Genomic DNA, 11347 nt, shown 5'->3' on the forward strand with positions numbered 1-11347 from the left:
CGATTGCTGAATAAACCGACAAGAATGCAAGGCATTTTTACGAATTCTGAGATAATGTTTGTTGGCGCATATGCAACAATCCTGTCGGAGTCAATCGGAAAAAAAGCATGGACACGTTACAGAACATGCGTGTGTTCGTTCGCGTGGTCGACGCGGGGAGCTTCACGGCCGCGGCCCAGCAGATGAACACGACGACCGCGTACGCGTCGCGGGCCGTCTCGGATCTCGAGGCCCATCTGCAGACGCGCCTGTTGAACCGGACGACGCGCCGCATCGCGCTGACCGAGGCCGGCGAGCGCTACCTGCAGCGCTGCGAGCAGATTCTCGCGTACGTCGACCAGGCCGAGGCGGAAGCGAGCGACGCGCATGCGCGCCCGTCGGGCACGCTGCGCGTGCACTGCGTGACGAGCCTCGGCCAGCACTACGCGGTGCCGTCGGTCGCGCGCTACCGCGAGCGCTACCCGGACGTGCACATCGAGCTGACCCTCGCGCAGCGGATGCCGGACCTGCTCGACGAGGGCTACGACGTTGCGATCATCGTCGGTCAGGATCTGCCCGATTCGGGGCTCGTGTCGCAACGGCTCGGCGCGACCTACAGCGTCGCGTGCGCGTCGCCGGCCTATCTCGAGCGGCGCGGGGTGCCGCAGCGCGCGCACGATCTGACGAATCACGTGTGTCTGGGGATGGTCGCGCCCGGGGTCAACTGGCACGAATGGACGATGTCCGGCCCGCATGGCGACGAAACCGTCGCGATCGGCGCGCCGCCGTTCCGCGTGAACGTCGCCGAGGCGCTCGCGACGGCCATCCGCGAAGGGATGGGGGTCGGCGTGCTGCCGCTCTACTCGGCGATCAGCGGTTTGCGCAGGGGAGACTTCGTGCGCGTGATGCCCGAATATCGTTCGCATCTGATGAATATCTACGCGTTGTATCCATCCCGCCAGTATCTGGATGCCAAGATCCGCACGTGGGTCGATTTCCTGCGCGACGAACTGCCGGCGACGCTCGAAGCGGACGAGGCCGCGCTCGAGCAGTTCACGCGCGCAACATGACGACCGTGCGTTTTACGCAATCTAACGAAATTTCGCGTCGACGCAACATTTTTTTACCTTCGTCGGGCCGGCGGTTTGATATTGTCTGTTCGAGCACGATCCGCAATTGGGAGGAAGAATGGATACGCACCTGTTGATCGGCCTTGGGGCCTTGTTCGGCGTGATCGGCGCGGTGGCGACGCGCGATCTGCTGCGCGCGATGAAGGCGCGCATGCAGCCGGCACGGGTGCGGGCGGCGGCGCCGTCGCCGCGCGGGCGGCGCTGAACCTGACCCGGGCGCTGCGGCGCCGCGGCGCTTCGCGTCAGCGGCGTTCCGCTTCGTCGAGCACCACGACCTTGTCCCACGAGAACGCGAGGTTCTCCCGTTCGCCGGTGCGCCGGTGAATGTAGCCGCGCGGGTTGCACACGACGCGCGTGCCGCTTTCCGTCAGGTAGTTGAAAGACGTATGCGTATGGCCGTGCACCCAGAGCGCGACCGGCGCGCGCACGCGTTCGGCCAGATCGACGACGAAGCCCGCGGACACCGGATCGTCCGCATAGCGCACCGCGAGCGAGCGGCGGTGCGGCGCGTGGTGGGTGACGACGATCGTCTTCCCCGCGAACGGCGTCGCGAGCTGCGCTTCGAGCCATGCGCGTGAGCGCCGGTGCAGCGCGAGCGAATCGGCCGGCGTGAAATCGCGTTCGGCGCCCGCGTGCGATATGCCGTGCAGCGCCGCGTCGTGCGGCCACGTGACCTGGATCAATCCCCTGAAATCGAGCATGACGCGCGACGCCGCGTCGATCGCGTGCGCGATGCTGGCGTCGTCGGCGCCGAACAGCGCGAAATCGGTCCACAGTGTCGTGCCGAGCACGCGAAAGCGCTGCGCGGGGTCGACGTACACGTCGTTGTTCAGGTAATGGACGTTGTCGAGCGCGCTTGCCGCGTCGCGCATCGCGGCTTCGAGCGCGCCGAACTCGCCGTCGTAGTACTCGTGGTTGCCGGGCACGTAGACGACCGGCACGTCGGGATCGAACGTCTCGGCGGCCCAGCGTAGGCCTTCCGCGTGGTTGTGGATGTCGCCCGCGAGCACGACGAGATCCGCGTCCGCGTGCGCAATCGCTTCAGGCAGATTGCCTTCGAGATGAAGATCGGACAGCACGCGGATTTTCACGGGCGACGCTCCTTCGCGGAATGATTTCAGCGTAGCACTTTGCCGGGATTCATCAGGTTGCGCGGATCGAGCGCGGTCTTCAGCGCGCGCATCAGCGCGATCTCGACGTCCGATTTGTAGCGCTGCGCGTCGTCGATCTTCAACTGGCCGATTCCGTGCTCCGCGCTGATCGTGCCGCGATGGCGGTGCACCGCGTCGTAGACGATCCGGTTGATCGGCGCCTGGAACGCGGCGAGGAACGCCTTCGAATCGCCGCCTTCAGGCGTCTGCACGTTGTAGTGCAGGTTGCCGTCGCCGAGGTGGCCGAACGTGACCATCCGCGCGCCGGGCGCGGCCTGCTGGATCGCCGCGTCGGTCTCGTCGATGAAGTGCGCGATCGACGAGATCGGCACCGCGATGTCGTGCTTGATGTTGAGCCCCTCGTCGGCCTGCGCGAGCGGGATGTGCTCGCGCAGATCCCAGAACGCGCGCGACTGCGCGAGATTCTCCGCGACGACCGCGTCGACGACGACGCCCGCGTCGAACGCTTCTTCCATCATCTTCTCGAACAGCGCGCGCGCGTGCGCTTCGCTCTCGTTGTCGGACAGCTCGAGCAGCACGGTCTGCGCATGCGGTTGCGCGAACGGGTAGCGCAGTTGCGGATAGTGCTTGCCGACGAGCTTCATGCAGAAATCGGACATCAGCTCGAAGCCGGTCAGGAGCGGCCCGGCCACGCGCTGCGCGAGCGCGAGGAAGTCGAGCGCCGCGTGCGCCGACTCGAGCGCGGCGAGCGCGGTCACGCGCGCGGCGGGGCGCGGGTGCAGCTTCAGCACCGCCGCGGTGATGATGCCGAGCGTGCCTTCGGCGCCGATGTAGACGTCGCGCAGATCGTAGCCGGTGTTGTCCTTGCGCAGCCCGCGCAGCCCGTCCCAGATCTCGCCCTGCGGCGTCACGACCTCGAGCCCGAGGCACAGCTCGCGTGCGTTGCCGTAGCGGAGCACCGCGGTGCCGCCCGCGTTCGTCGCGAGGTTGCCGCCGATCGTGCAGCTGCCTTCGGCCGCGAGGCTCAGCGCGAAGAGGCGGTCGGCCTCCTGCGCGCGCGTCTGCACGTCGGCGAGGATCACGCCGGCTTCGACCGTGATCGTGTTGTTGTGCGGATCGAGCGCGCGCACGCGGTTCAGTCGCGCGAGGCTCAGCACCGCCTGCGCGCCGGTCGCGTCGGGCGTCGCGCCGCCGGCGAGGCCCGTGTTGCCGCCCTGCGGCACGAGCGCGACGCCGTGTTCGTTCGCGAGCTTCACGAGCGCCGCGACTTCGGCGGTGTCCGCGGGCCGCAGCACCGCGCATGCGGCGCCCCGGTAGCGGCGGCGCCAGTCGGTCAGGAACGGTTCGGTGTCGTGCGTGTCGGTCAGCACATAGGCTGCGCCGATCGCATGTCGGCAGGCGGAAACGAAAGCGTCGGAAGTGTTCATCAGGTGGGTGGCGAAAAACGAAAGGGTCAGGACGCGGCGCGCTTCGTGCGTGTTTCCGCACTTTTTTTCGCACGTTTGGCCGCTTGTTTGGCCGCGCGCTTGAACGGCGCGACGTACGCGAGCGCGGCCGCGAAAAAGGCGACGGCGAGGGCGGTCTCGCACCAGCCGAGCGTCGACGACAGCCCGCGGTCGGTCATGCCGCGCACGATGCCTTCCGCGAAGTAGACGAGCACGAGCATGCTCGCCCATTGCATCGTATAGACGCTGCGCCGCCAGACGCCGGGCAGCGCGATCGCGAGCGGCACCGCCTTCAGCATCAGCGCGGAGCCGCCGGGCCGCAGCGGCGCGAGCCACAGCTCCCACGCGATCGACAGCGCGACGAGCGCCGTGAGGCACGCGGCGGCGGCGATCGCGTAGCGCGGCCGAGGGGCAACGGTGGCGGCGTCGGGCGTGGCGGCCGGTGTGGCCGCGGGTTTGGCGGCGGGTTTGGCCGACGAGGCGGGGCGATTCATGCGGAACCGGCGACGAGGGCGGCGGCCGTGTGCGCGAGCCGTGCGCCGAGCGCGGCGGCGAGCGCCTTTTCGTCGGCGGACAGGCCTTCGGGCGCGCGCTCGTGGCGCGCGACGTGCGATGCGCCGTAAGGCGTGCCGCCCGTCTGCGTCGTGCTGAGCGCGGTCTCGGTATAGGGAATGCCGACGATCAGCATCCCGTGATGGAGCAACGGGAGCATCATGGAGAGCAGCGTCGATTCCTGCCCGCCGTGCAGGCTGCCCGTCGACGTGAACACGCACGCGGGCTTGCCGGCGAGCGCGCCGGACAGCCACAGCGGCGTCGTGCCGTCGAGGAAGTATTTCAGCGATGCGGCCATGTTGCCGAAGCGGGTCGGCGAGCCGAGCGCGAGGCCCACGCATTCGTCGAGATCGCGCAGCTCCGCGTACGGCGGGCCGTCGGACGGAATGTCGGGCTCGATCGCCTCGCAGACGCCCGACACGGACGGCACGGTCCGGATCCGGGCCTGCATGCCCGGCACGCTGTCGATGCCGTTCGCGATCGCGAGCGCGAGATCGCGCGTGGCGCCGTGGCGGCTGTAATAGAGGACGAGAATGTCTTTCATGGGTCTTTTGGGCGAGCGGCTATTATAGGGGCTGACGCCGGCGCGCAGCGCGCCGGCGCGTCGCATGCAGTATCCGGAAGGGGGAAACCGTTGCCGAAGTTGAGCGTCGATCTCGACACCATCAAGCGCCTCGCGCGCTTCGCCGCGAAGCGCAGCGCGGAGGACCGCATTCCGCAAGTGGCGGGGAGCCTCACGTTTACGACGATGCTCTCGCTCGTGCCGCTCGCGACGGTCGCGTTCGCGCTGTTCACCGCGTTTCCGATGTTCGCGTCGTTCCAGATTTCGCTGCAGGACTTCATGGCCGATCACCTGATGCCCGCGCAGTTCAGCATCCAGATCGTCAAGTACCTGAACCAGTTCGCGCTGAAGGCGAAAGGGCTGACGACCGCCGGCCTGCTCGTGCTCGTCTTCACGTCGGTGATGACGATGATGACGATCGAATCCGCGTTCAATCTGATCTGGCGCGTGAGGAAGCCGCGGCCGTTCGCGCAGCGCGTGCTCGCGTACTGGGCGCTGATCACGCTCGGGCCGATCCTGTTCGGCGTGAGCCTGTCGATCTCGTCGTACCTGTTCACGCAGTCGCTCGCGTTCACCGGCGCGCAGTCGCCGCCGCCGATCCTCGAATGGATGCTGACGGTCGCGTCGCTGCCGCTGACGGTGCTCGCGTTCACGCTGCTGTACGTGTATCTGCCGAACTGCGCGGTCGCGTGGCGCGACGCGGTGATCGGCGGGGTGTTCGCGGCGCTCGCGTTCGAGCTCGCGAAGCGCGGTTTCGGCTTCTACGTGCGGCGGATTCCGACCTATACCGCGGTGTACGGCGCGTTCGCCGCGTTGCCCGTGTTCCTGCTGTGGATGTATCTGAGCTGGTTCGTCACGCTGCTAGGCGCGATGCTGACGTCGGCGCTGCCGGCGATCCGGCTCGGGCAGTTCCACCGCGTGCACTACGCGGGCAGCGACCTGCTCGACGCGCTCGAGATGCTCGCACGGCTCGCGGACGCGCGCGCGGCCGGCAAGCCCGGCTACACGGCGATGCGGCTCGCGGCGAAGCTGCGCGCGGACATGGAAACGGCGCAGCGCCTCGTCGCGACGATGGAGGAGCACGAGTGGGTCGCGCGGCTGCAGGACGAGAACGGGCCGCCGCGCTACGTGCTGCTCGCGAATCCGGAGCGCCTGACGCTCGCGAACCTGTTCGACGTGCTCGTGATCGACCGCGCGGAGCTGACCTACCAGTTGCAGCGGCGCCGCACGCACATCGACGGCGCGGCGCTGCTCGGCGTGCTGTCGAACGAGCGCTTCGACGTGTCGCTCGCGTCGCTGATCACGGTGCCGCGGCGCGCGGGTGCGCATGAGAAGGTGGCCGCGCCGGCAACGGCGGCGGCCGCAGCGAAGGCGGCCGGCGCGGCGGACCCGCACGCGCGGCCGCCGCGGGCCGCGTGATGCCGGCCGGGCGTCACAGCGGAATCTTTCCGGTGCAGATATCCTTGAACATCACCCAATCGCCCATCAGGCTGTAGATCGGATGCCGGAACGTCGCCGGGCGGTTCTTTTCGAAGAAGAAATGGCCGACCCACGCGAACCCGTAGCCGCAGACGACGGCGGCCGGCAGCCACGGCCATTCGCCGGTTGCGGCCGCCATCGCGGCGCAGCCGATCACGCCGAGCGAGCCGATGAAATGCAGCCGCCGCGACGTCAGGTTCTGGTGTTCGTTCAGGTAGTGCGGGTAGAAATCGGCGAAGCTGGCGAAGTGCTCCGACTGTGAGTGCGAGTGCGAATGCGCCATGACATCCCCTCTGGACGCGTGATCCATACGGTCATTGTGCGGCGGGCGGCGATCCGCCGCAAGCGGCTGCCCGGTGCGGCGCGCTTTCCTTTTGGGAGGCTTTCCGATAGGATCGAAAGCCAGTTTTCGCACATAGGCAAACAGGGGACTACGATGCGCGTCAGCGATATTCTGAAGGTCAAGGGCAACACGCTGTTCACGGTGACGCCCGAAACGCCGTTGCGCGATGCGGTCGACACGATGGCCGAGCACGACATCGGCTCGCTCGTCGTGATGGAGTACGGCGATCTCGTCGGCATCGTGACATTCCGCGAGATCATCCTGACGCTGCGCGAGAACGGCGGCAGCATCGGCGACGGCAAGGTGCGCAAGGTGATGGACGTGCCGCTCACGTGCACGCCGGAAACCGACGTCAACGAAGTGCGCCGGATGATGCTCGATCGCCACGCGCGCTACATGCCGGTGCTCGACAAGAAGATGCTGATGGGCGTGATCTCGTTCTACGACGTCGCGAAGACGGTCGTCGAGGCGCAGAGCTTCGAGAACCGGATGCTGAAGGCGTACATCCGCGACTGGCCGGAACCCGAGGCCGAATCCGGGAACCCGTGAGCGCCGCGCTTTCCGAATGAGCGATCACACGTCAGTCACGTCCGAGCGTCGCGATGAGCCGCGCGCGCACGCGTCCCAGTTCGACCTGCTGCGCGAGCGCCGCTTCGCGCCGTTCTTCACGACCCAGTTCTTCGGCGCGCTGAACGACAACGTCTTCAAGATCGGCTTCTCGTCGCTCGTCACGTACCAGACCGCGCGCTTTTCCGGCGTCGACGCGAAGACGGCCGCGTTCCTGATTTCGGCGATCTTCATCGTGCCGTTCGTGCTGTTCTCGGCGACGTCCGGGCAGATCGCCGACAAGTACGACAAGGCGCGCCTCACGCGCTTCGTGAAGACGTTCGAGATCGCGCTGACGCTCGTCGGCGCCGCGGGCTTCGTCACGCACAGCGCGACGCTGCTGTATCTGTGCACGTTCATGCTCGGCATGCACTCGACGCTGTTCGGGCCCGTCAAGTATGCGTACCTGCCGCAGCACCTGAGCGATCACGAGCTCGTCGGCGGCAATGGGCTCGTCGAGATGGGCACGTTCGTCGCGATCCTGATCGGCACGATCGTCGGCGGCGCGGCCGCGGGCCTGCCCGGTGGCGGCGAATCGGTGCTGGCGTTCTGCTGCGTCGGCATCGCGCTCGCCGGGCGCGTGGTCGCTTCGTTCGTGCCGGCCACGCCGTCGATGCAGCCCGATCTGAAGATCAACTGGAACCCGATCAGCGAGACCTGGCGCAACCTGTCGCTCGCGAGACAGAACCGGACCGTGTTCCTGAGCCTGCTCGGCATCTCGTGGCTGTGGTTCGTCGGCGCGACGTTCCTCGCGTCGTTCTTCAACTTCGCGAAGGACGTGCTGTCCGCGAGCCCCGACGTCGTCACGGTGCTGCTCGCGACGTTCTCGATCGGGATCGGCCTGGGCTCGATGCTGTGCGAGCGGCTGTCGCGGCGGCGCGTCGAGATCGGCCTCGTGCCGCTCGGCTCGATCGGCATCAGTGCGTTCGCGATCGATCTCTATTTCGCGAGCCACGCGCTGCCGGATCCGGGCCATCTGCTGTCGGTCGGCGAGTTCCTGGCCGGCGCGCGCCACTGGCGGATCCTCGCGGATCTGTTCCTGCTCGCGATGTTCGGCGGCTTCTACAGCGTGCCGCTGTACGCGCTGATCCAGAGCCGCTGCGCGCCGACGCACCGCGCGCGGATCATCGCCGCGAACAACATCCTCAATGCGCTGTTCATGATCGTGTCCGCGCTGATGGCGATGGCGCTGACGCGCGCCGGCGTCGGCATTCCGGGGATTTTCCTCGTCACCGCGCTGCTGAACGTCGCGGTCGCCGCGTACATCTATCTGCTCGTGCCCGAATTCCTGCTGCGCTTCGTCGCGTGGGTGCTCGTGCACACGTTCTACCGGATCCGGCTCGTGCATCCGGAGCGGCTTCCGGAGGAGGGCGCGGCGGTGCTCGTCTGCAATCACGTCAGCTACGTCGACGCGCTCGTGCTCGCTGCCGCGAGCCCGCGGCCGATCCGCTTCGTGATGGATCACCGGATCTTCTCGACGCGCTTCGCGAGCTGGGCGTTCCGGCACGCGAAGGCGATCCCGATCGCGCCGCGCCACGAGAACCCGGCGCTGCTCGCGCGCGCATACGACGCGTGCGAGGCGGCGCTCGCGGACGGCGAGCTCGTCTGCATCTTCCCCGAAGGGAAGCTGACGAAGACGGGCGACATCAACACGTTCCACCACGGCGTGACCGAGATCCTCTCACGCACGAACGCGCCGGTGATTCCGATGGCGCTGCGCGGGCTGTGGGGCAGCGTGTTCTCGCGGCACGAGGACGCGCGCTGGCCGCGGCCCGTCAAGCGCGGCGTGATGAGCCGGCTCACGCTCGCGGTCGGCGAGCCGATTCCGTCGCCGGTCGCGACGCCCGAGCGGCTGCAGGCCGCGGTGGCCGAACTGCGCGGCGCGCGCAAGTGATTGCGCAAGTGATTGCGTAAATGACACGCGGCCCGCGACGGCCGGCGCTGCTGGCATAATGGCGGTTTTCCCGACTTTTCCTGGGGCGGCTCCATCATGTCCGGCAATACTCTCGGCACGCTTTTCACTGTCACGACCTTCGGCGAATCGCACGGCCCCGGGATCGGCTGCGTGATCGACGGCTGCCCACCCGGGATGATGCTCGCCGAAGCCGACATCCAGCTCGAGCTGGACCGCCGCAAGCCCGGCACGTCGCGCCACGTCACGCAGCGGCAGGAGGCCGATCAGGTCGAGATCCTGTCGGGCGTGTTCGAAGGGCGGACGACGGGCGCGCCGATCGCGCTGCTGATCCGCAACACCGACCAGCGCAGCAAGGACTACGGCAACATCGCCGATACGTTCCGGCCGGGCCACGCGGACTACACGTACTGGCAGAAATACGGGATTCGCGACTATCGCGGCGGCGGCCGCTCGTCCGCGCGGCTGACCGCGCCGATCGTCGGCGCGGGCGCGGTCGCGAAGAAATGGCTGCGCGAGCGCTGCGGCGTCGAGGTGCGCGGCTACATGAGCGCGCTCGGCGAGATCGACGTGCCGTTCGTCGACTGGGCGCACGTGCGCGAAAATCCGTTCTTCGCGCCGAATGCGGCGATCGTCCCGCAGCTCGAGGCGTACATGGACGCGCTGCGCAAGGACGGCGACTCGATCGGTGCGCGGATCGACGTCGTCGCGTCGGGCGTGCCGGTCGGCTGGGGCGAGCCGGTGTTCGACCGGCTCGACGCGGACATCGCGAAGGCGATGATGAGCATCAACGCGGTGAAGGGCGTCGAGATCGGCGCGGGCTTCGCGAGCGTCGCGCAGCGCGGCTCCGTGCACGGCGACGAGCTGACGCCGGAAGGCTTCGTCACCAATCACGCGGGCGGCGTGCTCGGCGGAATTTCGACCGGGCAGGACATCGCGGTGTCGATCGCGATCAAGCCGACGTCGAGCATCCGCACGCCGCGCCGCTCGATCACGACGGCCGGCGAGCCGGCGACGGTCGAGACGTTCGGCCGTCACGATCCGTGCGTCGGGATTCGCGCGACGCCGATCGCCGAATCGATGCTCGCGCTCGTGCTGATCGATCACGCGCTGCGCCATCGTGCGCAATGCGGCGACGTCGAGACGCCGACGCCGAAGATCGCCGGAAGCGCGACCTGACGCGACGCGGGGCGGATGACAGAACGGGGCGCTGCGGTGAAAGCAGCGCCCCGTTTCGTTTGTGCGGTGCCGGTCGGAGACAAAAAAGCGCCGCATGAAGCGGCGCTTTCGTTCGTCACATATTCGGATAATTCGGGCCACCACCGCCTTCGGGCGTGACCCACACGATGTTCTGCGTCGGATCCTTGATGTCGCAGGTCTTGCAGTGTACGCAGTTCTGCGCGTTGATGACCAGCCGGTCGCTGCCGTCGTCGTTCTTCACGAACTCGTACACCGCCGCCGGGCAGAACCGGCCTTCCGGCCCCGCGTACTGGTGCAGGTTCACGTTCACCGGCACGCTCGCGTCCTTCAGCGTCAGGTGCGCCGGCTGGTTCTCCTCGTGGTTCGTGTTCGAGATGAACACCGACGACAGCCGGTCGAACGTCAGCTTGCCGTCCGGCTTCGGATACTCGATCGGCTGACACATCGACGCGGGCTTCAGCATCTCGTGGTCCGCGTGCTGGTGGCGCAGCGTCCACGGCACGTTGCCGTTCATCAGCTTCTGCTCGATCCCGACCATCAGCGTGCCGAGATACAGCCCCTTGCTCATCCACTGCTTGAAGTTGCGCGAGCGGTACAGCTCCGTGTATAGCCACGACGTCTTGAACGCATCCGGATACGCGGCGAGCTCGTCGCTCTGACGGCCCGCCTGCACCGCGTCGAACGCCGCGTCGGCGGCCAGCATCCCGGTCTTGATCGCCGCGTGCGAGCCCTTGATCCGCGCGGCGTTCAGGAACCCGGCGTCGTCACCAATCAGCGCGCCGCCCGGAAACACCGTCTTCGGCAGCGACATCAGCCCGCCGGCCGTCATCGCCCGCGCGCCGTACGACACGCGCTTGCCGCCCTCGAGGAAATGGCGGATCGCCGGATGCGTCTTGTAGCGCTGGAATTCCTCGAACGGCGACAGGTACGGGTTCGAATACCCGAGCCCGACCACGAAGCCGACGACCACCTGGTTGTTGTCCATGTGGTACAGGAACGAGCCGCCGTACGTGTCCGGCTTCAGCGG

General features: G+C 67.7%; 12 protein-coding genes. 6 read left to right on the forward strand and 6 right to left on the reverse strand.

Annotated features, from left to right (window positions below):
* The first annotated feature begins 107 nt into the window (after positions 1–107).
* Positions 108–1049 (forward strand): LysR family transcriptional regulator, encoded by a 942-nt coding sequence (locus HZI36_RS18185; RefSeq protein ID WP_179404043.1) that lies wholly within the window; start codon positions 108–110, stop codon positions 1047–1049.
* 118 nt (positions 1050–1167) lie between these two features.
* Entirely contained in the window at positions 1168–1314 is a 147-nt protein-coding gene (locus HZI36_RS18190; protein ID WP_179404044.1) for a hypothetical protein, read from the forward strand.
* A 37-nt stretch (positions 1315–1351) separates the two neighbouring features.
* Here HZI36_RS18190 and HZI36_RS18195 read toward each other — a convergent pair whose 3' ends face one another.
* From HZI36_RS18195 to wrbA, 4 genes are read right to left on the reverse strand one after another with little or no spacing between them, the layout of a single operon-like run.
* On the reverse strand, positions 1352–2200 hold the full coding sequence (locus HZI36_RS18195) for a metallophosphoesterase (RefSeq protein ID WP_179404045.1): 849 nt from the start codon (positions 2198–2200) through the stop codon (positions 1352–1354).
* A 26-nt stretch (positions 2201–2226) separates the two neighbouring features.
* Complete coding sequence (locus tag HZI36_RS18200; RefSeq protein ID WP_179404046.1) at positions 2227–3648, reverse strand: FAD-binding oxidoreductase; 1422 nt, start codon at positions 3646–3648, stop codon at positions 2227–2229.
* A gap of 26 nt (positions 3649–3674) precedes the next feature.
* Positions 3675–4160 (reverse strand): DUF2069 domain-containing protein, encoded by a 486-nt coding sequence (locus HZI36_RS18205; RefSeq protein WP_179404047.1) that lies wholly within the window; start codon positions 4158–4160, stop codon positions 3675–3677.
* Positions 4157–4762 (reverse strand): NAD(P)H:quinone oxidoreductase, encoded by a 606-nt coding sequence (wrbA, locus tag HZI36_RS18210; protein WP_179404048.1) that lies wholly within the window; start codon positions 4760–4762, stop codon positions 4157–4159. The genes HZI36_RS18205 and wrbA overlap by 4 nt, the downstream gene beginning before the upstream one ends.
* A gap of 90 nt (positions 4763–4852) precedes the next feature.
* Between wrbA and HZI36_RS18215 the strand changes: the two genes are divergently transcribed.
* On the forward strand, positions 4853–6199 hold the full coding sequence (locus HZI36_RS18215) for a YihY family inner membrane protein (protein WP_179404049.1): 1347 nt from the start codon (positions 4853–4855) through the stop codon (positions 6197–6199).
* A gap of 13 nt (positions 6200–6212) precedes the next feature.
* Here the strand turns inward: HZI36_RS18215 and HZI36_RS18220 are convergent, their stop codons facing one another.
* The gene (locus HZI36_RS18220; RefSeq protein WP_179404050.1) at positions 6213–6542 is read right to left on the reverse strand and encodes an Mpo1-like protein; all 330 of its coding nucleotides are present in this window, start codon (positions 6540–6542) and stop codon (positions 6213–6215) included.
* Positions 6543–6695: 153 nt separating this feature from the next.
* Between HZI36_RS18220 and HZI36_RS18225 the strand changes: the two genes are divergently transcribed.
* The 3 genes from HZI36_RS18225 (at position 6696) to aroC (ending at position 10299) form a co-directional block, all read left to right on the forward strand.
* Entirely contained in the window at positions 6696–7151 is a 456-nt protein-coding gene (locus HZI36_RS18225) for a CBS domain-containing protein (RefSeq protein WP_179404051.1), read from the forward strand.
* A 16-nt stretch (positions 7152–7167) separates the two neighbouring features.
* On the forward strand, positions 7168–9102 hold the full coding sequence (locus HZI36_RS18230) for an MFS transporter (protein ID WP_179404052.1): 1935 nt from the start codon (positions 7168–7170) through the stop codon (positions 9100–9102).
* Between the two features lie 96 nt (positions 9103–9198).
* Positions 9199–10299: a chorismate synthase gene (aroC, locus tag HZI36_RS18235; RefSeq protein ID WP_179404053.1), complete on the forward strand. Its 1101-nt coding sequence runs from the start codon at positions 9199–9201 to the stop codon at positions 10297–10299.
* A gap of 115 nt (positions 10300–10414) precedes the next feature.
* Here the strand turns inward: aroC and HZI36_RS18240 are convergent.
* Positions 10415–11347 (reverse strand): electron transfer flavoprotein-ubiquinone oxidoreductase (locus HZI36_RS18240; RefSeq protein WP_179402508.1); only part of this gene is annotated, 933 nt, incomplete at its 5' end.

The sequence above is a fragment of the Burkholderia guangdongensis genome (assembly GCF_013403875.1).
Taxonomy (GTDB): domain Bacteria; phylum Pseudomonadota; class Gammaproteobacteria; order Burkholderiales; family Burkholderiaceae; genus Burkholderia; species Burkholderia guangdongensis.

What these genes read in the sequence shown, in the direction of transcription:
- HZI36_RS18185 (WP_179404043.1), top strand. Translation starts at nt 108, where the DNA reads ATGGACACGTTACAGAACATGCGTGTGTTCGTTCGCGTGGTCGACGCG.
- HZI36_RS18190 (WP_179404044.1), top strand. Translation starts at nt 1,168, where the DNA reads ATGGATACGCACCTGTTGATCGGCCTTGGGGCCTTGTTCGGCGTGATC.
- HZI36_RS18200 (WP_179404046.1), bottom strand. Translation starts at nt 3,648, where the DNA reads ATGAACACTTCCGACGCTTTCGTTTCCGCCTGCCGACATGCGATCGGC.
- HZI36_RS18205 (WP_179404047.1), bottom strand. Translation starts at nt 4,160, where the DNA reads ATGAATCGCCCCGCCTCGTCGGCCAAACCCGCCGCCAAACCCGCGGCC.
- wrbA (WP_179404048.1), bottom strand. Translation starts at nt 4,762, where the DNA reads ATGAAAGACATTCTCGTCCTCTATTACAGCCGCCACGGCGCCACGCGC.
- HZI36_RS18220 (WP_179404050.1), bottom strand. Translation starts at nt 6,542, where the DNA reads ATGGCGCATTCGCACTCGCACTCACAGTCGGAGCACTTCGCCAGCTTC.
- HZI36_RS18225 (WP_179404051.1), top strand. Translation starts at nt 6,696, where the DNA reads ATGCGCGTCAGCGATATTCTGAAGGTCAAGGGCAACACGCTGTTCACG.
- HZI36_RS18230 (WP_179404052.1), top strand. Translation starts at nt 7,168, where the DNA reads ATGAGCGATCACACGTCAGTCACGTCCGAGCGTCGCGATGAGCCGCGC.
- aroC (WP_179404053.1), top strand. Translation starts at nt 9,199, where the DNA reads ATGTCCGGCAATACTCTCGGCACGCTTTTCACTGTCACGACCTTCGGC.